The sequence below is a fragment of the Streptomyces sp. NPDC037126 genome (assembly GCF_055605965.1).
On record NZ_JBVJTD010000022.1, the window covers coordinates 123,473 to 150,220 of the forward strand.

The 26,748-nt window shown below is 72.7% G+C and carries 26 protein-coding genes, 7 tRNA genes and 1 pseudogene; 22 read left to right on the forward strand and 12 right to left on the reverse strand.

All coding sequences use genetic code 11. The features are described from left to right. A complete protein-coding gene (locus ACZ7FF_RS35675) occupies window positions 1-1,368 on the reverse strand; it encodes a serine/threonine-protein kinase (protein WP_470817728.1) in 1,368 nt (455 codons plus the stop codon). Between the two features lie 601 nt (window positions 1,369-1,969). Between ACZ7FF_RS35675 and ACZ7FF_RS35680 the strand changes: the two genes are divergently transcribed. The 3 genes from ACZ7FF_RS35680 to ACZ7FF_RS35690 all read left to right on the forward strand — a co-directional run bounded on the left by ACZ7FF_RS35680 (window position 1,970) and on the right by ACZ7FF_RS35690 (window position 4,174). Continuing rightward, window positions 1,970-2,146: a hypothetical protein gene (locus ACZ7FF_RS35680; RefSeq protein ID WP_014671580.1), complete on the forward strand. Its 177-nt coding sequence runs from the start codon at window positions 1,970-1,972 to the stop codon at window positions 2,144-2,146. Between the two features lie 707 nt (window positions 2,147-2,853). Further along, on the forward strand, window positions 2,854-3,783 hold the full coding sequence (locus tag ACZ7FF_RS35685) for a phosphotransferase family protein (protein ID WP_470817730.1): 930 nt from the start codon (window positions 2,854-2,856) through the stop codon (window positions 3,781-3,783). Between the two features lie 100 nt (window positions 3,784-3,883). After that, window positions 3,884-4,174, forward strand: a complete 291-nt coding sequence (locus ACZ7FF_RS35690; RefSeq protein WP_470817731.1) for a TFIIB-type zinc ribbon-containing protein — start codon at window positions 3,884-3,886, stop codon at window positions 4,172-4,174. Between the two features lie 47 nt (window positions 4,175-4,221). On the opposite strand, the gene ACZ7FF_RS35695 is transcribed toward ACZ7FF_RS35690, so the two are convergent. From ACZ7FF_RS35695 to ACZ7FF_RS35715, 5 genes are all read right to left on the reverse strand, one after another. Then, window positions 4,222-4,293 (reverse strand) — tRNA-Val (locus tag ACZ7FF_RS35695). A 28-nt stretch (window positions 4,294-4,321) separates the two neighbouring features. Beyond that, window positions 4,322-4,393: transfer RNA gene (locus tag ACZ7FF_RS35700), tRNA-Val, on the reverse strand. A gap of 46 nt (window positions 4,394-4,439) precedes the next feature. Further along, window positions 4,440-4,511 (reverse strand) — tRNA-Val (locus ACZ7FF_RS35705). A gap of 1 nt (window position 4,512) precedes the next feature. Then, window positions 4,513-4,586 (reverse strand) — tRNA-Cys (locus tag ACZ7FF_RS35710). A 38-nt stretch (window positions 4,587-4,624) separates the two neighbouring features. Beyond that, window positions 4,625-4,697 (reverse strand) — tRNA-Gly (locus ACZ7FF_RS35715). A 178-nt stretch (window positions 4,698-4,875) separates the two neighbouring features. Between ACZ7FF_RS35715 and ACZ7FF_RS35720 the strand changes: the two genes are divergently transcribed. The 3 genes from ACZ7FF_RS35720 to ACZ7FF_RS35730 are packed head-to-tail and all read left to right on the forward strand — an operon-like array spanning window position 4,876 to window position 7,648. Further along, entirely contained in the window at window positions 4,876-5,955 is a 1,080-nt protein-coding gene (locus tag ACZ7FF_RS35720) for a chorismate-binding protein (protein WP_470817733.1), read from the forward strand. Then, on the forward strand, window positions 5,952-6,773 hold the full coding sequence (locus ACZ7FF_RS35725) for an aminotransferase class IV (protein WP_470817734.1): 822 nt from the start codon (window positions 5,952-5,954) through the stop codon (window positions 6,771-6,773). Before ACZ7FF_RS35720 ends, ACZ7FF_RS35725 begins: the two co-directional genes overlap by 4 nt. 50 nt (window positions 6,774-6,823) lie before the next feature. Further along, on the forward strand, window positions 6,824-7,648 hold the full coding sequence (locus ACZ7FF_RS35730) for a GNAT family N-acetyltransferase (protein ID WP_470817736.1): 825 nt from the start codon (window positions 6,824-6,826) through the stop codon (window positions 7,646-7,648). A gap of 19 nt (window positions 7,649-7,667) precedes the next feature. Here the strand turns inward: ACZ7FF_RS35730 and ACZ7FF_RS35735 are convergent, their stop codons facing one another. After that, window positions 7,668-8,192: a DsbA family protein gene (locus ACZ7FF_RS35735; protein ID WP_470817737.1), complete on the reverse strand. Its 525-nt coding sequence runs from the start codon at window positions 8,190-8,192 to the stop codon at window positions 7,668-7,670. 232 nt (window positions 8,193-8,424) lie between these two features. On the opposite strand from ACZ7FF_RS35735, the gene ACZ7FF_RS35740 reads away from it, so the two are divergent. Then, window positions 8,425-8,901, forward strand: coding sequence for a hypothetical protein (locus ACZ7FF_RS35740; RefSeq protein WP_470817738.1), 477 nt, complete (start codon window positions 8,425-8,427; stop codon window positions 8,899-8,901). A 154-nt stretch (window positions 8,902-9,055) separates the two neighbouring features. Then, window positions 9,056-9,208 carry a hypothetical protein gene (locus ACZ7FF_RS35745; RefSeq protein WP_358903611.1) on the forward strand — a complete coding sequence of 51 codons (153 nt, stop codon included), beginning with the start codon at window positions 9,056-9,058 and terminating at the stop codon, window positions 9,206-9,208. A gap of 60 nt (window positions 9,209-9,268) precedes the next feature. Here ACZ7FF_RS35745 and ACZ7FF_RS35750 read toward each other — a convergent pair whose 3' ends face one another. Together ACZ7FF_RS35750 and ACZ7FF_RS35755 are read right to left on the reverse strand one after the other, a co-directional pair. After that, window positions 9,269-9,829 carry a CGNR zinc finger domain-containing protein gene (locus ACZ7FF_RS35750; RefSeq protein WP_470817739.1) on the reverse strand — a complete coding sequence of 187 codons (561 nt, stop codon included), beginning with the start codon at window positions 9,827-9,829 and terminating at the stop codon, window positions 9,269-9,271. A 298-nt stretch (window positions 9,830-10,127) separates the two neighbouring features. Next, the gene (locus tag ACZ7FF_RS35755; RefSeq protein ID WP_004002642.1) at window positions 10,128-10,541 is read right to left on the reverse strand and encodes an SsgA family sporulation/cell division regulator; all 414 of its coding nucleotides are present in this window, start codon (window positions 10,539-10,541) and stop codon (window positions 10,128-10,130) included. Between the two features lie 191 nt (window positions 10,542-10,732). Between ACZ7FF_RS35755 and ACZ7FF_RS35760 the strand changes: the two genes are divergently transcribed. The 5 genes from ACZ7FF_RS35760 (at window position 10,733) to ACZ7FF_RS35780 (ending at window position 13,328) form a co-directional block, all read left to right on the forward strand. Then, window positions 10,733-11,212 (forward strand): TIGR02611 family protein, encoded by a 480-nt coding sequence (locus ACZ7FF_RS35760; RefSeq protein WP_470817740.1) that lies wholly within the window; start codon window positions 10,733-10,735, stop codon window positions 11,210-11,212. Between the two features lie 81 nt (window positions 11,213-11,293). Then, window positions 11,294-11,365: transfer RNA gene (locus tag ACZ7FF_RS35765), tRNA-Val, on the forward strand. Between the two features lie 659 nt (window positions 11,366-12,024). Continuing rightward, entirely contained in the window at window positions 12,025-12,471 is a 447-nt protein-coding gene (locus ACZ7FF_RS35770) for an SRPBCC family protein (protein ID WP_470817742.1), read from the forward strand. A 39-nt stretch (window positions 12,472-12,510) separates the two neighbouring features. Beyond that, window positions 12,511-12,582: transfer RNA gene (locus ACZ7FF_RS35775), tRNA-Val, on the forward strand. Window positions 12,583-12,623: 41 nt separating this feature from the next. After that, window positions 12,624-13,328, forward strand: coding sequence for a DUF2207 family protein (locus tag ACZ7FF_RS35780; protein WP_470817744.1), 705 nt, complete (start codon window positions 12,624-12,626; stop codon window positions 13,326-13,328). A 49-nt stretch (window positions 13,329-13,377) separates the two neighbouring features. Here ACZ7FF_RS35780 and ACZ7FF_RS35785 read toward each other — a convergent pair whose 3' ends face one another. Continuing rightward, window positions 13,378-14,103, reverse strand: a complete 726-nt coding sequence (locus tag ACZ7FF_RS35785; protein WP_470817745.1) for an exonuclease domain-containing protein — start codon at window positions 14,101-14,103, stop codon at window positions 13,378-13,380. Window positions 14,104-14,271: 168 nt separating this feature from the next. Between ACZ7FF_RS35785 and ACZ7FF_RS35790 the strand changes: the two genes are divergently transcribed. The 4 genes from ACZ7FF_RS35790 (at window position 14,272) to ACZ7FF_RS35805 (ending at window position 18,818) form a co-directional block, all read left to right on the forward strand. Further along, on the forward strand, window positions 14,272-14,838 hold the full coding sequence (locus ACZ7FF_RS35790) for a DUF4365 domain-containing protein (RefSeq protein WP_470817747.1): 567 nt from the start codon (window positions 14,272-14,274) through the stop codon (window positions 14,836-14,838). After that, the gene (locus tag ACZ7FF_RS35795) at window positions 14,835-16,064 is read left to right on the forward strand and encodes a hypothetical protein (RefSeq protein ID WP_470817749.1); all 1,230 of its coding nucleotides are present in this window, start codon (window positions 14,835-14,837) and stop codon (window positions 16,062-16,064) included. Before ACZ7FF_RS35790 ends, ACZ7FF_RS35795 begins: the two co-directional genes overlap by 4 nt. A 122-nt stretch (window positions 16,065-16,186) precedes the next feature. Beyond that, window positions 16,187-18,163: a threonine--tRNA ligase gene (thrS, locus tag ACZ7FF_RS35800; RefSeq protein WP_470817751.1), complete on the forward strand. Its 1,977-nt coding sequence runs from the start codon at window positions 16,187-16,189 to the stop codon at window positions 18,161-18,163. A 97-nt stretch (window positions 18,164-18,260) separates the two neighbouring features. After that, on the forward strand, window positions 18,261-18,818 hold the full coding sequence (locus ACZ7FF_RS35805) for an HIT family protein (protein WP_470817752.1): 558 nt from the start codon (window positions 18,261-18,263) through the stop codon (window positions 18,816-18,818). 36 nt (window positions 18,819-18,854) lie between these two features. On the opposite strand, the gene ACZ7FF_RS35810 is transcribed toward ACZ7FF_RS35805, so the two are convergent. Together ACZ7FF_RS35810 and ACZ7FF_RS35815 are read right to left on the reverse strand one after the other, a co-directional pair. Further along, window positions 18,855-20,501: a hypothetical protein gene (locus ACZ7FF_RS35810; RefSeq protein WP_470817753.1), complete on the reverse strand. Its 1,647-nt coding sequence runs from the start codon at window positions 20,499-20,501 to the stop codon at window positions 18,855-18,857. Window positions 20,502-20,690: 189 nt separating this feature from the next. Continuing rightward, complete coding sequence (locus ACZ7FF_RS35815; RefSeq protein ID WP_470817755.1) at window positions 20,691-22,889, reverse strand: elongation factor G-like protein EF-G2; 2,199 nt, start codon at window positions 22,887-22,889, stop codon at window positions 20,691-20,693. A gap of 282 nt (window positions 22,890-23,171) precedes the next feature. Here ACZ7FF_RS35815 and pgsA point away from each other — a divergent pair, with 282 nt between their 5' ends. The 5 genes and pseudogenes from pgsA to ACZ7FF_RS35840 all read left to right on the forward strand — a co-directional run. Beyond that, the gene (gene pgsA, locus ACZ7FF_RS35820; RefSeq protein ID WP_470817757.1) at window positions 23,172-23,849 is read left to right on the forward strand and encodes a phosphatidylinositol phosphate synthase; all 678 of its coding nucleotides are present in this window, start codon (window positions 23,172-23,174) and stop codon (window positions 23,847-23,849) included. Then, window positions 23,846-24,754, forward strand: a complete 909-nt coding sequence (locus tag ACZ7FF_RS35825) for a phosphatidylinositol mannoside acyltransferase (protein ID WP_470817759.1) — start codon at window positions 23,846-23,848, stop codon at window positions 24,752-24,754. Before pgsA ends, ACZ7FF_RS35825 begins: the two co-directional genes overlap by 4 nt. Beyond that, window positions 24,751-25,914, forward strand: a complete 1,164-nt coding sequence (locus tag ACZ7FF_RS35830) for a glycosyltransferase family 4 protein (RefSeq protein WP_470817760.1) — start codon at window positions 24,751-24,753, stop codon at window positions 25,912-25,914. The genes ACZ7FF_RS35825 and ACZ7FF_RS35830 overlap by 4 nt, the downstream gene beginning before the upstream one ends. Before the next feature lie 37 nt (window positions 25,915-25,951). Next, window positions 25,952-26,494 carry a LemA family protein gene (locus ACZ7FF_RS35835; protein ID WP_470817762.1) on the forward strand — a complete coding sequence of 181 codons (543 nt, stop codon included), beginning with the start codon at window positions 25,952-25,954 and terminating at the stop codon, window positions 26,492-26,494. A 114-nt stretch (window positions 26,495-26,608) separates the two neighbouring features. Further along, a pseudogene (locus ACZ7FF_RS35840) lies at window positions 26,609-26,748 on the forward strand (pyridoxal 5'-phosphate synthase lyase subunit PdxS); the annotation flags it as partial.

A 26,748-nucleotide genomic window follows, 5' to 3' on the forward strand; every position in this document is an offset into this window, starting at 1 on the left:
CTACCCCTCGGCGCCGGGACCCCGCGCCGGTGCGGACCGGCCGGACACCTGCGCCCGGGCCGCCTCGGCCGCCTCCGCGCGGTGACCCACCCGCGTCTGCTGCTGCCTCTGCACACCGTCGCCGCCGAGGCCGCGGGCCGGGCCCTGGCAGCCCTGCGCCACCGCGATGCCGAGCGCCACGAGCAGCGTCACCACCACGAACACGAACAGCCGCTGCCGCAACAGCCGCGGATTGGCCGGGCGTCGCCCGCCCCCCGTCGTGCGCGGCGCCGGCCGACGGGCACCGCCGCGCGGGGCGGGACGACTGCCGCTGCCGGAGCGCGCCCCACCCGGGCGCGAAGGGACACCCCCGCCGCGCGAGGAACTGCCGCCCCGCGAGGGCACACCGCCCCGGGACGGAACACCGGAGCGCGGCACCGGGGTGCCGGGGGAGGTGCGCCGCTGGACGCGCTGCTGATCGGGGTAGGTGTCGACCAGCCGCCCGGTGGGCCGGTCCGCCTCCGACACCCGCGGCGCGGGCGGCCGTACGTCGGCCAGCCCCTGCGCCTCGCGGGCGGCGATCTCCTTGAGCCGCAGCGACAGTTGCAGGGTGCTCGGCCGGTTCTCGGGGTCCTTCGCCAGGCAGGCCCGGATCAGTGGCGCGAGCGCGTCGGGCACGCCGTACAGCTGCGGCTCCTCGTGCACCACCCGGTACAGCATCACCTCGGAACTGCCGTGCCCGAAGGGGGAGTCGCCGGTCGAGGCGTAGGCCAGGGTCGCGCCCAGCGAGAAGACGTCCGTCGCCGGGGTGACCGTGGCGCCGCGCACCTGCTCGGGGGCGAGGAAGCCGGGGGAGCCGACGGCGGTGCCCACGTGGGTGAGCGTGGAGGCGCCGGTGGACCAGGCGATGCCGAAGTCGATGATCCGTGGCCCCTTGGGGGACAGCAGGATGTTCGAGGGCTTCAGGTCCCGGTGGACGACACCGGCCTCGTGCACCGCGACCAGCCCCTCGGACAGGGCCGCGCCGACCGCCGCGGTGTCGGCCGCGCCGAGCGGGCCCTCGTCGGCGACCTTGTCGTGCAGGGAGGGGCCGGGCACGTACTGCGTGGCGAACCAGGGCCGGTCGGCCTCCAGGTCCGCCGCCACGAGCCGGGCCGTGCAGCCGCCCCGGATGCGCCGGGCCGCCGAGACCTCGCGCGCGAAACGGGACCGGAACTCCTGGTCCTCGGCGAGGTCGGGGCGGATCACCTTCAGCGCGACCCGCTGGCCCTTCTTGTCGGAGCCGAGGTAGACCACGCCCATCCCGCCCGCGCCGAGCCGTCGGTGAAGCCTGAACGAGCCGACGACGCGCGGGTCCTCGCGCCTCAGGCGCATCATCGCCATGTTCATCCCCGCTGCCCGGTCCCTGTGACGGGGCACAGCTTACGTTTCCCGAGCCGCCTGCGCGCAGAGGCCGCGCCCTCTCGGCCGGATGGATTGTGCGCACCGCCCGAACGAGGTGAAACACGGTCAGGAAGCCACCCCAGGCGGTGTCTTTGACGCACCGTCGCCCTCAACCCGCCGACCACACAGGGGGGTTGATCTCGCCATGGCCGTACGACCGCGACCGCACCGTCCTCCCGCGGGGCCCTCCCGGACGGCCCGCGGCACCCCGCGCCGGGGGGCTCCGGAAGCGCGCCCGGCCACCGTCCCGGGCCCCGGCTGAGTGATCGAAGTCACTCGGTCCGGACCGCCGGATGGTTCGGAAATGACGGACACGGCGGACGGCCCCTCGGGGATGTCCCTGAGACCCGGGACCGTGTCTCCACCCTGGGGAGTACTCCGCAGGTCATGGCTCATCCTCCGGGAGGCCCGGCAATCGGTACGAAGGCATGACGACCGTCGCCGCCCGCACGCCTAGATTTGAGGTCAAGCGGCGGGTGCAGCACTCGTCCCCCGAGGTCAGGCACCTGCCGCTGCAGACGACAACCGAACGGTCAGGAGAGGGACCATGGCCCACACGGCACCGCGACGCACCGCGTTCGCCCCCCGCCGCACGGGTCGCCGCCACCCCTTGGTGGCGACGCTCATGGCCCTTCCCCTGGCGGCCCTGCTCCTGCTCGTCTTCGACGGCTGGGAGACGGTGGCCACACAGGCGTCGTCCGTGGGTGCGATGCTGGGGCGCTGAGCGGCGACCCCAGGCCCGGAAGAGCGGTCCGGGCGGGGACATCCATCCATGAAACCCCGTGGGGACGGGGGTACGGCGGACGGCACAAATGCCGGCGCAGCTGGGGAGCTGCGCCGGCATTGCCCCGTTCCAGCCCGCCCGCCGCAGCGTCCCGCAAGCCCCCGGCCCCCCGCTGGAACGGCGCTCACCCGACAACACAGTGCCGGCCCTCGCCGCGGCCGGTCCCGCCGCCGGAGCAGCGCCCACCCGGCAGCACAGGGTCAGCCCTCGTTGCGGCCGGTCCTGCGGCTGGAGCGGCGCTCACCCGACGACACAGTGCCGGCCCTCGCCGCGGCCGGTCCCGCCGCCGGAGCAGCGCCCACCCGGCAGCACAGGGTCAGCCCTCGTTGCGGCCGGTCCTGCGGCTGGAGCGGCGCCCACCCGACAACACAGTGCCCGCCCGCACTGCGGGCACTCGTGCCGCGGGGGCGGCACGGGTGGGCGCTGCGGCACCCCGCGAGCGCGGGCAAGCGACACCCACCCCCGTCCAGCGACCGCACCGCGCACCACCGCAACCCCGGTTCCCCGCGCCCCCACCCCCGTCCAGCCACCACACCGCGCACCCCTGACCCCCCGGGTCCCCGCACCGCCGCCCCGCTCCCGCCCCCGCCCCCAGCCCCACCGCCCAGGCGTACGCTCCTCCGGACACCCCGACCACCGAGGCCCCCGTGACCCTCCTCCCCGCGCTGGCCGCGAAGGCCGCCGCCGCGGCCCACCCGCGACGCGTCACCGCAGCCCCCTGCGACTGCGGTGACACCACCCTCGCCGACCGCCCCGACGCCACCGTCGTACGTCACGCGGACACCGTCGCGAAGGCCCACGCCCCCGGCACCGACCCGGCCGGCCTGGCCCTCCGTCTCGGCACGGCCGCCCGGCTCCCGGGCATCCTCCTGCCCCCGCTCGACCCCACCCCCGTCCCGCTGCACGGCCGCCTGGTGACCCTGTGGCCGCACGGCACCCCCGTGGACCCGGACGACCCGGACGCGGCGCCCTGGGAGGCCGCCGGCACGCTGCTCGCCCGGCTGCACCGCACGGCCCCGCCCCCCGGCCTGCCCCCGATGCGCGGCCCCGCCAAGGCCGCCCGTGCCGTGCGGCGGCTCGACGAGGCCATGGTGGTCCGGCCCCACGAGGCGGCCCGGCCGGTCCGCCGGGCGTGGGCCGCCCTCCCCGCCTGGGCTCGCGGGCAGGCCCCGATGCCCGGCCCGGGGACCCTCTGCCACGGCGATCTGCATCTGGGCCAGCTCGTCCGGCACCCGGCGCCCGAGGGCCCGTGGAAGCTGATCGACGTGGACGACCTGGGGGTGGGCGTCCCGGCCTGGGACCTCGCGCGCCCCGCCGCGTGGTTCGCCTGCGGGCTCCTCCCGCCCGACGAGTGGACCCGCTTTCTGGCCGCCTACCGGCGGGCCGGCGGACCGGCCGTCCCCGGGGACGGCGACCCCTGGCCCGCCCTGGACGTCGCGGCCCGCGCGCTCACCGTGCAGACGGCCGCCCTGGCGCTCACCAAGGCGCTCGCCGGCGACCGCCCGCTGGACGAGGTCGAGCAGGCCGTCGTCGACGCCTGCGCCCGGATGACGTCCGTGCCGTCGCCCGCCAGTTGAATCAGGGTTTCCGGCCTCCGTGTGCAACCGCCCGCCCCGGGACGGAGTCTGTCCTGGGGAAACACGAAGCAGGACCGACCGGCGAGGAGTTGAGCCGACGATGCATTGTCCGAAGTGCCATGCGCCCATGCACACCTACAACCGCAACGGCATCCAGATCGAGCAGTGCAGTGGCTGCCGGGGCATCTTCCTCGACTACGGCGAGCTGGAGGCGCTGACCCAGCTGGAGTCCCAGTGGTCCAAGCCCGCCCCGCAGGCGTACCCCGCCCCGCAGGCGTACCCCGCGCCGCCCGCGCCCGCCTGGGGCGCCCCGCACGGCGGTCACCACGGCGGCCACGGCCACGGTCACCACGGCCACCGGAGCTTCACCCACATGCTCTTCTCCAGCTGAGACGGCACGAAGAAGCCCCCGGTCGCAGGACCGGGGGCTTCGGTGTGTGGACGATACTGGGATTGAACCAGTGACCTCTTCCGTGTCAGGGAAGCGCTCTCCCGCTGAGCTAATCGTCCGCGGCTGTGATCCACGAATCACAGACAGTGCGCGATACTGGGATTGAACCAGTGACCTCTTCCGTGTCAGGGAAGCGCTCTCCCGCTGAGCTAATCGCGCGGGTGTGGATCTGCTACGAGACCCGTGGATCTTCGAGAAGATCCAGTGGACGATACTGGGATTGAACCAGTGACCTCTTCCGTGTCAGGGAAGCGCTCTCCCGCTGAGCTAATCGTCCTTGGAGGTGGAGACGGGATTTGAACCCGTGTAGACGGCTTTGCAGGCCGTTGCCTCGCCTCTCGGCCACTCCACCAGGAGTGTAGGGGATCGGGACGACCCCTTCTTCCTTCGAGCGGACGACGAGGCTCGAACTCGCGACCTCAACCTTGGCAAGGTTGCGCTCTACCAACTGAGCTACGTCCGCCTGTCGTTTCGGTCCGCTTCCGCGTCCCGGCGACGTGTTGAACTCTAGCGGATTCCCCGGCCAGTACAAAAACGCGTTTGCGCAGCGTGCTGCGGTGCACCCGGCGGACCTCCCGGCCGGGGCCGCCGCCGGGACATCCCCGGGCCACCTCCCGGACACCCGACCTAGACTCGACCACGTGCTCCACCACCCTCACGGCCTGCCTCCCCTGGCCCGCTTCGGCGACCGTCTCGCCACCGGCCTCCTCGACGTCACCGGCGATCCGGCCGCCCTGGACTCCACCGGCTTCTGGGCCGTGTGCGCCGACTTCGAGGGCCGCCTGACCTGCGCCCGCTTCGCTGACGTGCGCCGGGCGCCGGTGCCCGCCCCCGTGCCCGGCGCCTGGCGGGGCCCCGCCGTGGGGGACTGGACGTCCTCCCTGGACCGGGCCGCGTACACGGCGGCCGTCCGCCGGATCCGCGACCACATCGCGGCCGGCGAGGTCTACCAGGCCAACCTCTGCCGGGTGCTCGGCGCGCCGGTGCCCCCGGACGCCGACGTGGACGCCCTGACCGCCCTGCTGGCCCGCGGCAACCCGGCGCCGTACGCGGGAACGATCCGGCTGCCGGAGCACGGCGTGGAGATCGCCACCGCCTCCCCGGAACTGTTCCTGCGCCGCTCCGGCCGGAGCGTGGAGTCCGGCCCCATCAAGGGCACCGGGCGCACCGAGGCGGACCTCCTGGAGAAGGACTACGCCGAGAACGTGATGATCGTGGACCTGGTCCGCAACGACCTCGGGCGCGTCTGCGCCACCGGCAGCGTGTCCGTCCCGGACCTGTGCGCCGTGGAGAAGCACCCCGGTCTGGTCCACCTCGTCTCCACGGTCCGCGGCGAGCTGCGCCCCGGCGCCGGCTGGCCGGACCTGCTGGCGGCCGCCTTCCCGCCCGGTTCCGTCACCGGCGCGCCGAAGTCGAGCGCCCTGCGGATCATCGAGGCACTGGAGACGGCACCGCGCGGCCCGTACTGCGGTGGCATCGGCTGGGTCGACGCCGACCGGGGCACCGGCGAGCTGGCCGTGGGCATCCGCACCTTCTGGATCGACCGCGCCGCGGGCGCCCTGCGCTTCGGCACCGGCGCCGGCATCACCTGGGGCTCGGACCCCGAGGGGGAGTGGCGGGAGACCGAGCTGAAGGCGTCCCGGCTGCTCGCGGTAGCGTCGGGGACGTACGGGGAACACGAGGCCGGTGGGACGGACAGCGACGAAGGGGCGCTCACATGAAGATCTGGCTGGACGGCGGGCTGCGGGACGTGGAGTCGGCCCGGGTCTCCGTCTTCGACCACGGGCTGACCGTCGGCGACGGAATCTTCGAGACCTTGAAGGCGGTCGGCGGCAGGGCCTTCGCGCTCACCCGGCACCTGGACCGGCTGACCCGCTCGGCCCGGGGCCTCGGCCTGCCCGACCCCGACCACGACGAGGTCCGCGAGGCCTGCGCCGCGGTCCTGGAGGCCAATCCGATGCCGCTCGGCCGGCTGCGCGTCACCTACACCGGCGGCCACGGCCCGCTCGGCTCCGACCGTGGCGAGCACGGCCCGACCCTCGTGGTCGCCCTCGGGGAGACGGCCCGCCGCCCGGACACCACCGCGGTGATCACCGTGCCCTGGACCCGCAACGAGCGCGGCGCGCTCACCGGCCTGAAGACGACCTCGTACGCCGAGAACGTGGTCGCCCTGGCCCGCGCCTACGAACACGGCGCGTCCGAGGCCCTGTTCGGCAACACGGTGGGCCGGCTCTGCGAGGGCACCGGCTCGAACGTCTTCGTCGTCCTCGACGGCGAGATCCACACCCCGCCGGTCGCCTCCGGCTGCCTCCCCGGCATCACGCGTGCCCTCACCGTCGAGTGGACCGGCGCCAAGGAGACCGACCTGCCCCTGGACGTGCTGGCGGGGGCGGACGAGATCTTCCTGACCTCCACGCTGCGCGACGTCCAGGCCGTGCACCGGGTCGACGAACGCGAACTGCCCGGCGCCCCGGGCCCGGTGACCGCCAAGGCGATGCGGATCTTCGACGAGCACTTCGGTCGGGACCTGGATCCCTGAGCCCGGAAAACGGGCTGACTGGGCCGGTCGGCGGGGGTAGAACTCCAGTGATGACCACGACCCTGCGGCCGGCCGAGCCGCTTCAGCAGCAGCCCGACGGGACCCGCTCGCGCCGGTTCCAGGTGTGTGTGAACAGCCGTCCCGTCGGCGAGATCCGGCTCGGCACGTCGCCGTCCCTCGGCGGCTCGGTGGCCCGCATCCACGACCTGCGGATCGCCGAGCCCGACCGGCGACGCGGCCGGGGCACGGTCGCCGCGCTCGCCGCCGAGGAGGTGGCCCGCGGCTGGGGCTGCCGGCAGATCGAGACCGTCGTCCCCGCCTCGGCCCAGGCCGCGCTGCGGCTGTTCGCCGCCCTCGGCTACGTCCCGCGCAACCGCGGCATGCGGAAGAGCCTCGGACCCACCCCGCCCGAGCTGCCGCCGGGCAGTCACGCGCGGCCCATGAGCCCCGCCGAGTACGACGCGTGGGAGGAGCGGGAGAGCGAGCGGTACGCGCGCGTGTGGATGGAGCGGGGCGTCCCGGAGGAGGCCGCCCGCGCCAAGTCCCGCGGCGACCACGCGCGGCTGCTGCCCGCGGGAGTCGCGACCGAGGGCATGCTCTTCAGTGTCCTGGAACACGAGGGAACCCCGGTCGGCACCCTGTGGGTGGCCCTGGAGGACGCCAAGGCGTACGTGTTCGACGTCGAGGCCGACACGGCCCACCGCGGCCGGGGGCACGGCCGTACGCTCATGCTGCTTGCGGAGCGCCAGGCCGTCGAGGCGGGCCGGCCGGTCCTCGGCCTCAACGTGTTCGCGGGCAACACCGCGGCCGAGCGGCTGTACGAGTCACTCGGCTACGAGACGGTGACCCACGCGCTCGCCAAGCCCCTCCTGTAGGGCGTCCCGGTCGCCCGGCTCAGGCGTCCTGCCCGCCCAGCAGCCGGTCGGCGATCTCCTCGATGCGCCCGCGCAGGCCCTCCTGGCTCTTGCCGCCGTCCAGGCGCTCACCGCCGATGACGTACGTCGGCGTGCCGGTGACGCCGATCGCCTTGCCCTCGGCCTGGTCGGCGTCGACGATCAGGATGTGCCGGCCGTCGATCAGCGCGGTGTCGAACTCCTCGGCGTCCAGACCGAGTTCGCGGGCCACCTCCACCAGGAGGGGTTCTCCCTGACGGTCCAGCTCCCCGACCCGCTCCAGCACGGCCTCCACGTACGGCCAGCCCCTGCCCTGCGTCAGCGCCTCCTCGGCGGCCTGGGCGGCGGCGAAGGCGTGCTTGTGCTTCTCCAGCGGGAAGTGCCGCAGTCGCAGCTCCAGCCGGTCGCCGTAGCGGGCGCGCAGGGCGCGGACGTCGTCCAGGGCGGTGCGGCAGTCGGGGCACTGCAGTTCGCACCAGATGTCGAGGACGAGGGCGTCGGCGGCCGCGGGGGAGGAGTCGTTCATGCCCCCAGTCTTCCAGGCCGCAGGCGGGTGACCCAATCGGGACCTCGGGCCGGCACCTCGGGAGGAGGCGACCCGGAGATCTCCCTGATGTCCCGCTCCGGGCATGGCCTCGCGTGGTCCGGGCGGTGCAGGATGGAAGGGACGAAGTGCCGCACCTCGGCCCCGGCCGGGTGTGCTGTGCTCCGCGGGTTCCCGCTCCCGCCCACCCGACCGAGGCCGCCAGGAGGACCGGATGATTGCCGAGACCGTCTGCTCCGCCGTGTCCGCGGCGGGCCTGGGTATAGCCGTGGTGACGGCCTACCGCAGGCGTTTCCTGTCGGCGGCCCGTATCGCCGCCTACTCGCTGGTGCCGATCGGCCTGGTGATGACCGGCGTGGTCGGCTGGCTGGCGGACACGGCCTTCAGCCCCACCGCCTGGGCGGGCTTCGGGGTGCTCGGCGCGGCCTGGCTGCTGTTCGCCGGCACCCGCGCCGTGGAGCGCCGCCGTGCCCGCGCCGGCTCCGAGGGCGGGGCGGCCGGGAAGACGCGGCCGGACGCGGTGGCCCCCGCGGCCCCGGCGCCGTCGCTGCGGCCGGCCCCGGCCCCCGCGACCAGAGGTTCCGCCGCCCCCGCGACCCGGCCCGCCGCCGGACCCCGCTCCACCGGCTCCGCCGGTTCCGGCGAGGACTTCAGCGACATCGAGGCCATCCTCAAGAAGCACGGCATATGACGATCACATGACTGGCTGAAACGACACAGGGAGTCCGCGGACGTCCCGAATCGATCACCACCCGGACGAGACCTCGCGGATTCGGCGAACTCCCGCAAGATCCGAGTGTGTTGATCGCGGACGGGGTGCGGGGTGCGCCATCATCGGCCGCGAGATGCTGGACACGAAACAGAGCGAGGCCGCGCCGCCGAAGGACGAGCCGCGCGGATGCCTCTTCGCCCTTTCCCAGCCACCGCTGATGATCTTCCTTGCGGTGATCGGGTGTCTGCTGCTCATGGCTGCGCTGCACGACCTGCTGTTGCTGTGAGCCGTACACGTCCGTCCCGGCGCCACCCGCCGGGACCGGCGTCGCCCCGGTGTCCCCCGCTCAGCCCGTGGCTTCCTTGCGCCGGGCCCGGTAGGCGGCCACGTGCAGCCGGTTGCCGCAGGTGCGGCTGTCGCAGTAGCGGCGCGAGCGGTTGCGGGAGAGGTCCACGAAGGCGCGCCGGCAGTCCGGGGCCTCGCAGCGCCGCAGCCGCTCCTGCTCCCCGGCCACCACGAAGAAGGCCAGCGCCATCCCGCAGTCGGCGGCGAGATGGTCCGCCACGGAGGCACCGGGCGCGAAGTAGTGCACGTGCCAGTCGTAGCCGTCGTGGTCGGTGAGGCGGGGGGTGGTGCCCGCCGCGGCGACCAGCTCGTTGATCAGACCGGCCGCGAACCGGGCATCGGGGGCCGCGAAGATCGCCGCGAACCGTCCCCGGATCCGGCGCACCGCCGAGAGGTCGAGCTCCGACAGCATCCCGACATCGCTGATCTCGTGCGTTCCTACGAAATCCATCAGAGCCGGGACATCGGACAGTCCGTCCGCCGCCGTCTCGTCCTCCGGCGCGGTGTTCACCAGATCCACCACGGTGTCGAGGGCGCACCGGGTGTCGTGGGTGATCAGCACGTTTCGCTCCCTGGCCTGAGGGTCGGGCGGGCGCCCGCCGATGCTGGCCGATGGTAGCGACAACCGCGCCCAGCGCACCGGCCCCTGCCCGACCGCCGCAACCCTTAGAACGCCTCCGTGCGCCGCGCGGTTCCCGAAGCCGACGGAGGGCCCCGGACGCCCCGGTGCTCACACGGACAGACCGAAGCCGTCCCGTGAGCGCTCACGGTGACGGCGCCGGCCTGTGCCTTATGCGGTTGTCTTGGCCCGAGCCGTCTCCCCGAGTGGACGGCGCCGGGCTGCTCCAAAGGGCCGCGGCCTAGCTCTCCGCCAGGATGTGGGAGAGCTCCTGATCCAGATCGAAGTGCCGGTGTTCCGTGCCGGGTGGCACGGCGGCGTCGGTTCGCTTCAGGAAGGACTCCAGGGCCCGCGCGGGGGCCTCCAGCAGGGCCTCCCCCTCCGGGGAGCTGAGGGCGATGCAGACGACGCCCTGACCATGGCTGCGCGATGGCCAGACGCGGACGTCGCCGGTGCCGGTGGGCCTGTGCAGCCCTTCGGCGAGGAGGTCGCGGGCGAACACCCACTCGACGGTCTCCTCGGCTCCGGTGTGGAAGGTGGCGTGCACGGCGTAGGGGTCGGCCGTGTCGTACCGCAGGCCTGCGGGGACAGGCAGGGAGGACTCGCTCGACACAACGAGGCGCAGGTGCAGCTCGCAGCTGACCGTGGTGTTCATAAGCGCCAGGGCCTTTCGCTCAGTGTGCGCTCGGGGATTCGCACGTCGGCGAAATCGACATGCCACCTACGGTGCCGTTGTAAACCCCTCTGAGGGTTTTGCGTGTCTTTACGTAACTCTTCCGGCCGAGAACTCGTACCGGATCTACGACCATTTCAGTGACCTGATTCACTCCGGTAGGGTTTGTCTGTATGAATACGGGGAGTGACGAGCCGGGTGAGGGCGCCGTGGCGGCGGGCGAGCCGGAAGCGGGCGAGCAGCCGGGCCCCCGCCGTGGGCCCGGGCGCGAGGACAGGCGCGGGCTCGGCTCCCGGGCGCCGGAATTCGTCAAGGCGCGCCGGCTCCTGCACCTGAGCTGGCAGGTCGGCGTCTTCGTCGCCGGTCTCGCGGTCGTCGTCGCCGGCGTGATCATGCTGCCGCTGCCGGGACCCGGCTGGGTGGTGATCTTCGGCGGCATGGCGATCTGGGCGACCGAGTTCGTCTGGGGCCAGCTCGTGCTCCGCTGGACCAAGCGCAAGGTCACCGAGGCCGCCGAGCGGGCCCTCGACCCCGAGGTGCGCCGCCGCAACATCACCCTGACCGTGATCGGCCTGGTGATCGTCGTGGTCCTGGTCGCGATCTACGTCTCGAAGTTCGGCCTGGTCATGCCCTGGAGGATCGGGAACCGGTGAGCCACGCCCCGAGGTCCGCCCGCCCGTCAGGCCCGTGGTCGGAGGTACCCCCTGACATGGGGTAATGTTCTTCCTGCGCCCGGGCGATTAGCTCAGTGGGAGAGCGCTTCGTTCACACCGAAGAGGTCACTGGTTCGAACCCAGTATCGCCCACCCGGACAACGGCCCATCTGCGAGAACGCAGGTGGGCCGTTGGCGTTCCGCGGGTCCGCGGCAGCGGGGGAGGGCGGATCGCGCAGCCCGCGCCGAGTCGGTTCGCCGCGGTGGCGGAGCGGTGCGCGGGGCGGCCGACCGGCCCGTTTCCGCGGTGACGGAACGAGGCGGTCGAGCGGCGGTATCCGGCCGTGGGGCGCGCACCGGCCGGGCCGGCCGATCGGAGCCCCGATCCGCGGTCGGCGATCGCCATCTCACCGGGCCTCGGCAACTCGTGCGTACCGGCGCATGCGAAATCCCCGGACGTTTTACCGGAATGCCTTCCGGTTTCTCAGGAAGTACGACAAGAGAGGAATTCCGTTCGGTCTCAACTCGCCTGCGGACAGCTAATCTGAGTCCGCATCACTTCCGGGCGGGCGCCGCCACCGAGGCCGGAAGCGAGTGGCTCGGAATTCCGGTTCGTTCGTGGCGGCGCGGCGCTCCGGCCGCACCCGGGCGGGCCCTCCACGGACCTGACGGCCGATCACGACAGCGGATGGGGTGGGGGAGCACCGGCGCACGGGCGGTGGCGCTCCCCCCGCCGAGTGTGGCCCGGGTCACGGCACGGCACATGAGTACGCGTACTCAGACCGGCCGCTCGGCCCGGGCACACTCTGCCCATGGACTGGACGCACTACCGCTTCCGCACCGAGTGGTCCCTGCCCGTCCCGCCGGCCGCCGTGTACGCGGCGCTCGAGCGGGCCGAGGAATATCCGCTCTGGTGGCCGCAGGTGCGCTCGGTCACCCGGCTCGACGACTCCACCGGCGTGCTCACCATCCGGTCCGTACTGCCCTACGCCATGACCTTCACCGCACGGGAGACCCGCCGCGAGCCTGCCGCCGGGATCCTGGAGGTCGTCATGTCCGGAGACATCGAGGGCTGGGCGCGCTGGACGGTCGCCCCCCGCGGCCGTGGCACCCTGGCCCGCTACGACCAGGAGGTCGACGTGCTCAAGCCGCTGCTCAGGCGGCTCGCTGTGCCTGGACGCCCGCTCTTCCGCGCCAACCACGGGCTGATGATGCGGGCCGGACGGCGCGGGCTGCTGCGTCACCTGGAAGCGGTTTGAAGGAACCGTGCCGGGGCCTGTATTGTTCAGTGCGTTCCCGGGCGATTAGCTCAGTGGGAGAGCGCTTCGTTCACACCGAAGAGGTCACTGGTTCGAACCCAGTATCGCCCACCGGGCAAAGAGCCGGTCCGCATCGCGCGGACCGGCTCTTCTTGTTCCCCTGGCACCGGGATACGCTGCCGATCTTCGCGGGGGCCGCGGAGGCTCCCGCGACACGAGGGGGCGATGTCCGTGAGGACCGGGAACAGCGCGAGAACCAGGGCGGTCCGGACCCTGACGAGGGGCCGAAGACGCCTCAGAACAGCGGCCTGTGGGACGCCACCGCGGCGCGCCTCGCCCGCACCGGACGCGCCGTCGGTATCGGCGTCACCCTGCTCGGCTTCGTCACGACGGCCGTCGGAGCCTGGCTCGGCGGCGGTCGCCAAGCGGCGGGCGGGCCGGTGCTCCTCGCGGGCGCGATCGCCGTCGGCGCCGGCCTCGCGCTGTGGCTGCGCTCCTGGGAACTGCACGCCCGCACCCCCCGCGGCACCGAACTGTGGCTCCAGACCGAGGCGTTGCGGCGCCACCTCCTGGACCCGGCCGCCCGCCAGGGCGACGACGAGCCCCTCGATGCGGACCGCATGGAGCTGTACACCGCGTGGGCGGTGGCCCTGGACGCGGCGTACGCCTGGGACAGGGCCGTCGCCGACTCCACCGTCGCCGCCCGGCGCGGCTCCACGGCCACCGCGGCCTTCACCTGCGGCTACGCCCTCGGCCCGATGACCGCCTCTTGTCGGAGGGGGCGGCGGTGGCGGGGGCGGAGGCTCTTGGTGACGCCGGCCCCACCGGCATCGGGCCGGGGTGGAGGCCCCTGGTGACGCCGGCCCCGTGACACCGGGCGCCTGTCGAGGCAGGCGCCCCCGGTCCCTACGCCGCCGCGGGCAGCTCCGGCCGCAGCGGCCAGTCCGTGGAGACGATCTCCGCCGAGCCGCTGCGCGCGAACCAGGCCTGGAGCCCGCGGGCCTGCGCCGCGTGCCAGTTGGTCTGAAGCGTGTGCAACTCGGCCGGCGAGAGGCGCTCCAGGCGGGTCGCGAACCGGCGGCCCAGCGCCCGTACGACCTCCAGGGCGGCCAGCGCGTCCGCACCCGCGTCGTGCGCGCCCTCCAGCGTCACGCCGTAGTGCGCGCACAGGTCGGTCAGCGTGCGCCGGCCCTTGCGGTAGCGGTCCAGATGCTTGTCGAGCACCCGCGGGTCCAGCACCCTGAGCGGCACCGACTCGAACCAGCGGTCCAGCGAGGACGCCCGGTGCCGGCGCAACTCCCGGTCCAGCAGCGTCAGATCGAACGGTGCGTTCATCACCACCAGCGGGCGGCCCATCGCCGCGTGCTCCGCGAGGTGCTCGGCTATCTCGTACACCACCGGCGCCGGCCAGCGCCCGTTGTGCTGCAGGTGCTCGTCCGTCAGACCGTGCACCGCGGTCGCGCCCTCGGGCACCGGCACGCCCGGGTTCACCAGCCAGCGGGTGATCCGCGGCCGGGTCCCCGGCGCATCCTGGACGGCGACGGCGGCCGACACGATCCGGTCGGTCTCGACGTCCACGCCCGTCGTCTCCGTGTCGAAGGCGGCCAGCGGCCCCTCGTACCAGGTCGTCATCCCAACCCAACTCCTCGTTCACCTTCGGCAGGTGACGTTCCGTCTTCTGCCTGTTTGGTGATACCCGGGCCGTTTGCGCCGTACGCCGGAAGGACACAACAGGAGTGCGGGTCTTTGCAGTTCAGCAGCCCGCAGCGGGGAAACTCTTGGCTTGGAAGGCTGTTGGTCATGGCCATAGCGCAGCCCGAGCGGGGCGGGCTGCTGCCCGATCGCACGGGCCCTCTTCGCGGCACGCTCGCCACCACCGCCTGCATGGAGACACTGCAGGTCGGCTACCTGCACGCGGTCGCCGCCGCGGCCGGCTGCTCGCTGTCCCAGCCCTTCCCGGACAACGGCATCGACTGGCACGTCAGCCACAGCGCGCCCGGACACACCGTCGACGACGAGGTCACGATCAAGGTGCAGCTGAAGTGCACCTACCAGGTCGCGCCCAGCCCGCCGGGCCGCTCCTTCTCCTTCACCCTCGACAACGACCACCTGCGCAAGCTCGCCCGCACGCCCGTCTCGGTGCACAAGATCCTGGTCGTCATGCTGGTCCCGCGCTCCCAGGACGACTGGCTGCGCGCCAGCCACGACCGGCTCGACCTCAGGCACTGCTGCTACTGGGTCAACCTGGCCGGGCAGCCGGTCACCGGCCGGCACCGGACCACCGTGCGGATACCGACCTCGCGCATCTTCGACGACCGGGCGCTGTGCGAGATCATGACGCGGGTCGGGACGGGAGGCAGGCCATGAGGAGCCGTCCGTACGAGGAGCCGGTGCGCCAGGTCCGGCCGCACCCCGACGAACTGCCCTGGAACCGGCCGCCCGGGCCCGCCGAGGTCGACCCCGCCGTGCTCGGCGCCCTGCTGCGCCGGCACGGCTGGCAGCGGCGCGGCGGAGCCCCCGGGCGCTACGGCCGCTGGACCCCACCGGGTCCGGGCGGCGGCACCAGCCTGCTGGTGCCGGAGAGCCGCGCCTTCCCCGACAGCGACGACCTGCTCGGCGAGGCCCTCGACGCGCTCGCCCGCAACGACACCCCCGCCGCCCGCGAGGTGCTGATCTCCCTCGCCGTGCCCAGCGACGAGATCCGCTGGTGGCGCGACACCCCGAGCGGTCCGGTCGGCGCCGCGCCCTGGGTCCGGGACGAGCAACTGCGCGGGGCCGCCCGGCGGATGCTGCTCGCCGCCGCGCTCGCCACCCGCGCGCGTGCCGGCTACTACGGCGCCCGGCACCGCCGGTCCGCCGCCGCGCTGACCGAGGACGTCCTCGTCGGTCCCGCCGCCGAGGGCTGGCGGCTCACCGCGTTCGTGCCCGTGCCCACCGGCCGCCCGCTCGCCGTCCGCCTCCACCAGGCCCTGTACGCCGTCCGCGAGGCCATCGACTACCGGCGGGCCACCGGGGGCATGGACGCCTTCGACGGGGCCGTCGAGGCCGGCGTCAGCCGCGAGCTGACCGAGGCGCTCAGCGCGCTGGTGCGGGGCACCGAGGGCGCCCGCGTCGCCGTCGCCTGGGCACCCGGCGCCGGCGTCCCCGAGGGCTGCGCGCCCTCCGCCGAACCCGTCGAGTTCTCGCCCGGCGACCTTCCCTTCCTGCGGGAGGCCGCGGTCCGCTACCTGCACGAGGAGCCCTCCGTGCCGGTCCGGGTCACCGGCGCCGTCGTCCGCATGCGCAGGTCGGGCCCCGGCGGCGAGGGCACCGTGCGCCTGCGCGTGCTCGCCGGCGCCGAGGTCCCGCACGTGCGCGTCACCCTGGACGAGGAGGACTACCGCATCGCCGGCCACGCCCACCTCGTCGGCCTGCCCGTGCGCGTGCACGGCAGGCTGGAGCGCCGGGGCGGCTTCCGCAGGCTCACCGGCGCCTCCGGGGTCGTCCCCGTGCAGGTCGACGAGGCCGAGCGGGACCGGCTGATGAAGTCCCTGCAGGAGAACCTCGACTTCTTCGAGGAGGCCTGCGAGGAGGCGTACGGCGACGAGGACTGAAGGTGTAGGGGGACGGGGACGGAGGGTTACCGTTTCGCGGTCGGAGCCGTCGGGTCGGTACGATCGCCTGTGCGCGCGCTCCTGGTATGGCGCCGCACCCCACCTTCAGTCAGGAGAGACCGGTGTCAGACGTCCGTGTGATCATCCAACGCGATTCCGAGCGGGAAGAACGTGTGGTGACGACGGGCACTACGGCCGCCGACCTCTTCGCGGGCGAGCGCTCGATCGTGGCCGCGCGCGTGAGCGGCGAGCTGAAGGACCTCGCGTACGAGCTCGCCGAGGGCGATGAGGTCGAGGGTGTCGAGATCTCGTCCCAGGACGGCCTGAACATCCTGCGCCACTCCACCGCGCACGTCATGGCGCAGGCCGTGCAGGAGCTGTTCCCCGAGGCCAAGCTGGGCATCGGCCCGCCCGTCAAGGACGGCTTCTACTACGACTTCGACGTCGAGAAGCCGTTCACGCCCGAGGATCTCAAGGCCATCGAGAAGAAGATGCAGGAGATCCAGAAGCGCGGGCAGAAGTTCGCCCGCCGCGTCGTCACCGACGCCGCCGCCCGCGAGGAGCTAGCCGCCGAGCCGTACAAGCTGGAGCTGATCGGCCTCAAGGGCTCCGCGTCGCACGACGACGGCGCGGACGTCGAGGTCGGCGCCGGCGAGCTGACGATCTACGACAACCTGGACGCCAAGACCGGCGAGCTGTGCTGGAAGGACCTCTGCCGGGGTCCGCACCTGCCCTCGACCCGCCTCATCCCGGCGTTCAAGCTGATGCGCAACGCGGCCGCCTACTGGCGCGGCAGCGAGAAGAACCCCATGCTCCAGCGCATCTACGGCACCGCCTGGCCGTCCAAGGACGAGCTGAAGGCGTACCTGGACTTCCTGGCCGAGGCCGAGAAGCGCGACCACCGCAAGCTCGGCTCCGAGCTGGACCTCTTCTCCATCCCGGAGCAGATCGGCTCCGGCCTCGCCGTCTTCCACCCCAAGGGCGGCATCGTCCGCCGGGTCATGGAGGACTACTCGCGGCGCCGCCACGAGGAGGAGGGCTACGAGTTCGTCTACACCCCGCACGCGACGAAGGGGAAGCTCTTCGAGACGTCCGGGCACCTGGACTGGTACGCCGACGGCATGTACCCGCCCATGCAGCTCGACGAGGGCGTGGACTACTACCTCAAGCCCATGAACTGCCCGATGCACAACCTGATCTTCGACGCGCGCGGCCGCTCCTACCGCGAACTGCCGCTGCGCCTCTTCGAGTTCGGGACCGTGTACCGGTACGAGAAGTCCGGCGTCGTGCACGGCCTGACCCGTGCCCGCGGCTTCACCCAGGACGACGCGCACATCTACTGCACCCGTGAGCAGATGTCCGAGGAACTGGACAAGACGCTCACCTTCGTCCTCGGCCTGCTGCGCGACTACGGCCTGACCGACTTCTACCTGGAGCTGTCCACCAAGGACCCGGAGAAGTTCGTCGGCTCCGACGAGGTCTGGGAGGAGGCGACCGAGACGCTGCGCCAGGTCGCCGAGAAGCAGGGCCTGCCCCTCGTCCCGGATCCGGGCGGCGCCGCCTTCTACGGTCCGAAGATCTCCGTCCAGACCAAGGACGCGATCGGCCGCACCTGGCAGATGTCGACCATCCAGCTCGACTTCAACCTGCCCGAGCGCTTCAACCTGGAGTACACCGGCCCCGACGGCTCCAAGCAGCGCCCGGTCATGATCCACCGCGCGCTGTTCGGCTCCATCGAGCGCTTCTTCGCCGTCCTGCTGGAGCACTACGCGGGGGCCTTCCCGGCCTGGCTGGCCCCGGTGCAGGCGCTCGGCATCCCGATCGGCGACGCGCACGTGGAGTACCTGGAGAAGTTCGCCGCCGCGGCGAAGAAGCAGGGCCTGCGCGTCGAGGTGGACTCCTCCTCGGACCGCATGCAGAAGAAGATCCGCAACGCCCAGAAGCAGAAGGTGCCCTTCATGGTCATCGCGGGCGACGAGGACATGTCGAACGCTTCGGTGTCCTTCCGCTACCGCGACGGCTCCCAGGAGAACGGCATCCCGTTCGACGAGGCCATCGCGAAGATCGCGCAGGTCGTGGCGGACCGGGTCCAGGTCTGAGCGGTGACGGTCAGGGACTGAGCGCCGACCGCACGGCAGGGCCCCCGGCGAGTTCCTCGCGCCGGGGGCCCTGCCCTGTACGGGGGCGCCAAGCCATATGCTGCCTAGCATGACGAGTGAGCCGGAGCAGCAGATCGGAGTGGGGACGCAGGACGCGTTCCAGCGCCTGTGGACGCCCCACCGGATGGCCTACATCCAGGGTGAGAACAAGCCGACCGGCCCGGGGGCCGACGACGGCTGCCCCTTCTGCTCGATACCGGCCAAGTCCGACGAGGACGGACTGATCGTCCGGCGCGGCGAGCACGTGTACGCGGTCCTCAACCTCTACCCGTACAACGGCGGCCATCTGATGACCGTGCCGTACCGGCACGTGGCCGACTACACCGACCTGACCGCCGCGGAGACCACCGAACTGGCCGAGCTGACCAAGCAGGCGATGACCGCCCTGCGCACCGCCTCCGGCGCACAGGGGTTCAACATCGGCATGAACCAGGGCTCCGTGGCGGGCGCCGGCATCGCCGCCCACCTGCACCAGCACATCGTCCCCCGCTGGGGCGGCGACACGAACTTCATGCCGGTCGTCGGCCACACCAGGGTGCTGCCGCAGCTCCTGGCCGACACGAGGAAGATGCTGGCCGAGGCCTGGTCCGCGTGACGGTCCCGGGCGGGCGCCCCCGGCTCGGGGCGCCCCTCACGCGTCGTACAGATCCGCCTTCCTCGGCGTCGGGTCCTGCACCGCGCCGCTGAGGAACGAGGAGCGGGTGCCGAACTTCTCCGTGTCCACCCCGTTCTCCTTGAGGACCCGGATCGCGGACGAGTGCACCACCCGCAGCACCGGCGTGGCCGCGCGCAGCGCGTCGTCGGCCATGAAGCGGTGCCGCCACGGCTGGTCGGCCCACGCGTGCCGCAGACCGAACGGCTCCGGCAGGGCGATCGAGCCGCCGAGCCAGTTGAGCAGCGGCGGGTACCAGGTCAGCGGGGCGCGCGCGGCGAGGCGCACCACCTCGTCGGTGCCGACCAGGGGCAGCTTGACCGTGCGGGTCTCCCAGGGCTTGAGGGACTTGGAGACCTCCTTGGTCGGCGCCTCCGGCTTGGTGGTGAACAGCGGGTTCACCGGCCCCAGCGCATGCCCCGTGACCTCGATGCGCAACGTCTCGTGCAGCACGGTCACCGTGATCAGCATGGTGATGACCAGCTGCCCGTCCCACAGCGTCCACTGCACGCCCAGGTAGTGCCGGTCACCGCTGCCGAACTGCTGCTTGTTGCAGATCTCCTGTATGGCGTGCGGTTTGACCTGGAAAGCCTCCACGTCGGTGCCCTCCGGCCGGGACACGGCCCCGGCCTTCTCGCCGATCGGCGTGACGATCCAGTGCCGTATCGACGGCTTGGGGAAGCCGCCGGTGTTCAGCGGGCCGCGCTCCAGCAGGGCGAGCTGGTCGTGGATCGCGCGGATGACGTCCCAGCTGCGGAAGGGGTGGATCTCGCGGGTGGGGTCGGCGGGCACCAGATCCTCGGCGAGCTGCCAGGAGCCCCAGCGGGTGCCCATGCCGAGTATGCCCTTGGGCCCGGCGTAGAAGACCGAGTTGGACTGCTGTTCGGCGCTGAGCCGCGCCAGCGACTGGCGCAGCTGCTCGGCCGCCGTCTGGTTGGGGCCGCGCGGTACGGCCTCGGGGACCTTGGCGCCGACGCTGGTGCCCGAGAGCAGGCCGTCCCAGCGGGCCCGCAGATCGACCGCGGCCCGCTCGCAGACCCGCTTGGCCCAGAACCAGCCCAGCACGGGCAGCACCACGGCCCCGCGCGCGTACCAGGCCCAGAAACCGGTGAACGGCATCTTGATCAGGAACAGCGCGGCGAGCACGCCGACGCCGAGGAGCAGGGCACTGGCCAGCGTCCCGGCCCGCTTGTCGTCCCGCTTGGCGACGAAGGTGCGCAGCTGGAAGACGAGCAGCCAGACGATGAGTCCGGGCAGGAAGAGCAGGCCGCACAGGACCGTCACCATGGTCAGGCGGTTGTCCCGCTCACGGCGGATGTTGTTGGCCGCCATGCAGTGCTCCACCACGAACTGCGGCTCGGAGCCGAAGGACTGGATGAGGGGTTTGCGGCCGGGGGAGAGCATGCGGTCGACGACGGCCCGGGCGAACGCCTCACCGAGGTTGGGCCGGAACAGGGCGATCTTGCCGGCCTTGACGGTGGACTGGTGCCACTCGTTGTCGGCCTTCTTGATCTCCACGATCGGGTTGTCCCGGTACGCGGCGGACGCCAGCGCGGAGGTCGCCGCCTGCCCCTCGTCGCCCGAGACGGGCACCTGGGGCCCGTCCCACTCCGTTCCAAACGACATTCCCGCCCCCATCGCCGCCCGCGTCGCTCCTGCGGCCTTCCCGACTTCCCTGCTCCGCACACCTGTTGGACCGGTCGTCGTGCCGATACCGGACGGCTGCGGCACGACGTGATCAGGTGATCAGCGTATCCGCCGTCACCGACAGTGCGCGGGCGGACGGCCGAAGCCGCCCGCCCGGGAGCGGCGGAACTAGGGGTTGTCCCCGGCCTGTTCGCGAATGCGTTCGGCGATCTGCGGGGGCATCGGCTCGTGCCGGGCGTAGGCCCGGTCGAAGCGGGCCGTGCCGTGCGACAGCGAGCGCAGGTCGACCGAGTACCGTCCGATCTCGAACTCGGGCACCTCGGCGCGGATCAGGGTCCGCCCGGAGCCGACCTGTTCGGTGCCGAGCAGCCGGCCGCGCCGGCCCGACAGGTCGCTCATCACGGCGCCCACGTAGTCGTCGCCGACCAGCACGGTCACCTCGGCGACCGGCTCCAGCAGATGGATCCGGGCGTCCGTCGCGGCCTCGCGCAGCGCGAGCGCGCCCGCGGTCTGGAAAGCGGCGTCGGAGGAGTCCACCGAGTGGGCCTTGCCGTCCAGGAGCGTGATCCGCACGTCCACGAGCGGATACCCGGCGGCCACCCCCTTGGCGGCCTGTGCCCGCACGCCCTTCTCCACGGACGGGATGAACTGCCGGGGCACCGCGCCGCCGACCACCTTGTCCACGAACTCGATGCCCGAACCGCCCGGCAGCGGCTCCACCTCGATCTCGCAGATCGCGTACTGGCCGTGCCCGCCGGACTGCTTCACGTGCCGTCCGCGCCCGGCCGCCCTCGTCGCGAACGTCTCGCGGAGCGAGACCCGGTGCGGCACCACGTCGACCTGGACGCCGTAGCGGCTGCGCAGCCGTTCCAGGGCGACGTCCGCGTGCGCCTCGCCCAGGCACCACAGGACCACCTGGTGGGTGTCCTGGTTCTGCTCCAGGCGCATCGTCGGGTCCTCGGCGACCAGCCGGGACAGGCCCTGGGAGAGCTTGTCCTCGTCGGCCTTGCTGTGCGCCTGGATGGCGAGCGGCAGCAGCGGGTCGGGCATCTGCCAGGGCTCCATCAGGAGCGGGTCCTCCTTCGCCGAGAGGGTGTCCCCGGTCTCCGCGCGGCCCAGCTTGGCCACGCACACCAGGTCGCCGGCGACCGCGTGCGTGACCGGCCGCTGCTGTTTGCCGAACGACATGGACAGCGCGCCGACCTTCTCGTCGACGTCGTGGTCCTCGTGGCCCCGGTCGGTCATGCCGTGCCCGGAGACGTGCACCGTCCGGTCGGGGCGCAGCGTGCCGGAGAACACCCGGACCAGCGAGATCCGGCCGACGTAGGGGTCGGAGGAGGTCTTGACGACCTCGGCGACCAGCGGGCCGTCGGTGTCGCACGGCTTCAGCTCGCGCTGCTTGCCGTCGATCGTGGTGACCCCGGGCATCGGGTGCTCGAACGGGGTCGGGAACCCGCCGGTGACCAGCTCCAGCAGCTCCACGGTGCCGAGACCCTGCCGTGCGCCCTCCCCGGCCGGGGCGGCCGCGAGGACGGGGAAGAAGCTGCCGCGCGCCACGGCCCGCTCCAGGTCCTGGATCAGGGTCTTGACGTCGACCTGCTCACCGCCGAGGTAGCGGTCCATGAGGGTCTCGTCCTCGCTCTCCGCGATGATCCCCTCGATGAGCCGGTTGCGGGCCTCCTCGATGTCCGGCAGCTGGTCCTCGCCGGGCTCGGACTCCTTGCGCTCCCCGGCCGAGTAGTCGAACAGCTTCTGCGACAGCAGCCCGACGAGACCGGTCACGGGCGCGTGGCCGTCAGGGCCTTCCGGCCCGCGCAATGGCAGGTACAGCGGCAGCACCGCGTCGGGGTCGTCGCCGCCGAAGGCCTCCGCGCAGACCCGGGTCATCTCCTCGAAGTCCGCGCGCGCCGCCTCCAGGTGCGTGATCACGATCGCCCGGGGCATGCCGACGGCCGCGCACTCCTCCCACACCATCCTGGTCGAGCCGTCCACGCCGTCCGAGGCCGAGACGACGAAGAGGGCCGCGTCCGCCGCGCGCAGACCGGCCCTCAGTTCCCCGACGAAGTCCGCGTACCCGGGGGTGTCGAGGAGGTTGATCTTGATGCCGTCCCATTCGACCGGCACCAGGGAGAGCTGTACGGAGCGTTGCTGCCGGTGCTCGATCTCGTCGTAGTCCGAGACGGTGCCGCCGTCTTCGACGCGGCCCGCCCGGTTCACCGCCCCCGCGGTCAGCGCGAGGGCCTCCACCAAGGTCGTCTTGCCCGATCCGGAGTGGCCGACCAGCACCACATTCCGTACGGACGCGGGTTGGTCGGCCGCCAGAGCCCTGCCGGCGGCCCCGGGGTGTGTCTGTGTCTTGTCGCCCATGATCCTGCCTCCCGTACACGGTGAGGTCACTGGGGGCGGACGTGCGGACCCGCGTGCTGCGGCGGCTCCGGCGACGCCCGCGGTCCTTCGAGCTTTCCACTCCCGTCACGTTGCGTCCATACGACGGACCCGATCGCGCCACGTGCGCCCCGCGCACAGGGGCGCGCACCGGTTCCCGGCACGGCCTGTGGGTGCCCGCCCGTCACGCACACGCGCGCGTGGCTACGATGGGCCAGCCGGCGACCACCAGGGGCCGCGGCGACACCGACCGTCGGGAAGGCCATGCTGAACAAGTACGCGCGTGCATTCTTCACGCGTGTCCTCACACCGTTCGCCGCGTTTCTCATCCGGCGGGGCGTGAGCCCCGACACGGTGACGCTCATCGGCACCGCCGGTGTGGTGGCGGGCGCGCTGGTCTTCTACCCCATGGGCGAGTTCTTCTGGGGCACGGTCGTGATCACGCTGTTCGTCTTCTCCGACCTGGTCGACGGCAACATGGCCCGCCAGCTGGGCCGCTCCAGCCGCTGGGGCGCCTTCCTGGACTCCACCCTGGACCGGGTCGCCGACGGCGCCATCTTCGGCGGCTTCGCGCTCTGGTACGCGGGCAACGGCGACAACAACGCCCTGTGCGCCGTCTCCATCTTCTGCCTGGCCAGCGGCCAGGTCGTGTCGTACACCAAGGCGCGCGGCGAGTCCATCGGGCTGCCGGTCGCCGTCAACGGGCTCGTCGAGCGCGCCGAGCGGCTGGTGATCTCGCTGGTCGCCGCGGGCTTCGCCGGCCTGCACAAGTTCGGTGTGCCGGGCATCCAGTGGCTGCTGCCGGTCGCCCTGTGGATCGTCGCCGCCGGCAGTCTCGTCACGCTCGTCCAGCGCGTGGTCACCGTGCGCCGCGAGTCCGCGGAGGCGGAGGCCGCGGCCGCGCGGGACGACGCGTCGCGGGGGAGCGAGGCGACGAAGTGACCACCGCCGACCGGCTCACCGACGCGCTCTACGGCCTCGGCTGGAGCACCGTCAAGAAGCTGCCCGAACCCGTCGCGGTCCGCCTCGGCCGCGGCATCGCCGACCTCGCCTGGAAGCGGCGCGGCAAGGGTGTGCAGCGCCTGGAGGCCAACTACGCGCGCGTGGTGCCCGGCGCCGGCCCCGAGCGCCTCGCCGAGCTCTCGCGGGCGGGCATGCGCTCGTACCTGCGCTACTGGATGGAGTCCTTCAGGCTGCCGGCCTGGAGCGCCGAGCGCGTGAAGACGGGCTTCGACCCCAAGGACATCCACTTCCTGACCGACGGGCTCGCCTCCGGCCAGGGCGTGATCCTGGCCCTGCCGCACCTGGCCAACTGGGACCTGGCCGGGGCCTGGGTCACCACCAAGCTGCAGACGCCGTTCACGACGGTCGCCGAGCGGCTGAAGCCCGAGACGCTCTACGACCGGTTCGTCGCCTACCGCGAGGGCCTCGGCATGGAGGTCCTGCCGCACAGCGGCGGCTCCGCCTTCGGCACCCTGGCCCGGCGGCTGCGCGAGGGCGGCCTGGTCTGCCTGGTCGCCGACCGGGACCTGTCCGCCTCCGGCGTCGAGGTCGACTTCTTCGGTGAGCGGGCCCGGATGCCCGCCGGTCCGGCCCTGCTCGCGCAGCAGACCGGCGCCCTGCTGCTGCCCGTCACCCTCTGGTACGACGACTCGCCCGTCATGAAGGGCCGGGTGCACGCCCCGGTCGAGGTGCCCGGGTCAGGTACCCGGGCCGAGAAGACGTCTGTGATGACACAGGCGCTGGCCGACGCCTTCGCCACCGGGATCGCCGACCATCCGGAGGACTGGCACATGCTCCAGCGGCTGTGGCTCGCCGACCTCGACCCCGCGAAGGGACCCTCGTGAGAATCGGGATCGTCTGCCCGTACTCCTGGGACGTGCCCGGTGGCGTCCAGTTCCACATCCGCGACCTCGCCGAGTACTTCATCCGGCTCGGCCACGACGTCTCCGTGCTCGCGCCCGCCGACGACGACACCCCGCTGCCGCCGTACGTCGTCTCGGCCGGCCGCGCGGTCCCGGTGCCCTACAACGGCTCGGTGGCCCGTCTGAACTTCGGCTTCCTGTCCGCCGCGCGGGTCCGGCGCTGGCTGCACGAGGGCGGCTTCGACGTCGTCCACATCCACGAGCCGACCTCGCCCTCGCTGGGCCTGCTGACCTGCTGGGCCGCGCAGGGCCCCATCGTGGCGACCTTCCACACCTCCAACCCGCGCTCGCGCGCCATGATCGCCGCGTACGCGATCCTCCAGGCCGCCCTGGAGAAGATCAGCGCCCGCATCGCGGTCAGCGAGTACGCCCGCCGCACCCTGGTCGAGCACCTGGGCGGGGACGCGGTGGTCATCCCCAACGGGGTCGACGTGGACTTCTTCGCCGAGGCCGAGCCCAGGCCGCAGTGGCAGGGGGACACCATCGGCTTCATCGGCCGCATCGACGAGCCCCGCAAGGGCCTGCCCGTCCTCATGCGGGCGCTGCCGAAGATCATGGCCGCCCGGCCGGGGGCCCGGCTGCTGGTCGCGGGCCGCGGCGACGAGGAGGCCGCCGTCGAGGACCTGCCCGAGGAGCTGCGCTCCCGCGTGGAGTTCCTCGGCATGGTCAGCGACGAGGACAAGGCACGCCTGCTGCGCAGCGTCGACCTGTACGTCGCGCCCAACACCGGCGGCGAGAGCTTCGGCATCATCCTGGTCGAGGCCATGTCGGCGGGCGCCCCCGTGCTCGCCTCCGACCTCGACGCCTTCGTGCAGGTCCTGGACCAGGGCAAGGCCGGCGAGGTCTTCGCCAACGAAGACGCGGACGCGCTCGCCGATGCGGCGGTACGGCTGCTGGCCGACCCGGAGCGGCGGGCCGAGCTGCGCGAACGCGGCAGCACGCACGTGCGGCGGTTCGACTGGTCGACGGTCGGCGCGGACATCCTGTCCGTCTACGAGACGGTGACGGCCGGCGCGGCGGCGGTCGGCGCGGACGAGCGCACGACCGGGGTGCGGGCCCGCTTCGGGCTGGCCCGGGACTGACCCGCGGGGCGCCACCACCGGCCGATAGCCTTCCGCCGTGACCGCAACCCTCATCTGGATCCTCGTCGCACTCGTGGCGATCGGCGTGTACCTGAGCTGGACGGCCGGGCGACTGGACCGGCTGCACGTCCGCATGGACGCCGCCCGGGCCGCGCTCGACGCGCAGCTGCTGCGGCGCGCGTCCGTCGCCCAGGAGCTCGCGACCTCGGGCGTACTGGACCCGGCGGCCTCGATCGTGCTGTACGAGGCCGCGCACGCCGCCCGGCAGTCCGAGGAGGAGCAGCGGGAGGTCGCCGAGAGCGAGCTGAGCCAGGCCCTGCGCGCGGTGTTCGAGGACTCCGCGCAGGTGGAGGCCGTCCGGGAGGCCCCGGGAGGCGAGGAGGCGGCCCGTGAGCTGGCCGAGGCGGTGCGCAGGGTCCCGATGGCCCGCCGCTTCCACAACGACGCCGTGGGGGCCGCCCGCCGGCTGCGTGAGCACCGCAAGGTTCGCTGGTTCCGGCTGGCCGGCCACGCCCCGTTCCCGCTGGCCTTCGAAATGGACGACGAGCCGCCCGCGGCCCTGGTGGAGCGGGCCGCCTGAGGGGGTTCGCGCGCTGCTTTCCCAGGAAAACGATCCACCGACTTTCCATTGGCCCTTGCTGTGGCCTGGTCCCTTCACGTTTCCTCTGGGGTGCAGAAACCCTCTTCCCCATCAGTGAGGTCACCCGTGTCCACCACCGAGAACCAGGCTCCCGAGACCGGCACCGCGCGTGTGAAGCGTGGCATGGCCGAGCAGCTCAAGGGCGGCGTGATCATGGACGTCGTCACGCCGGAGCAGGCGAAGATCGCCGAGGA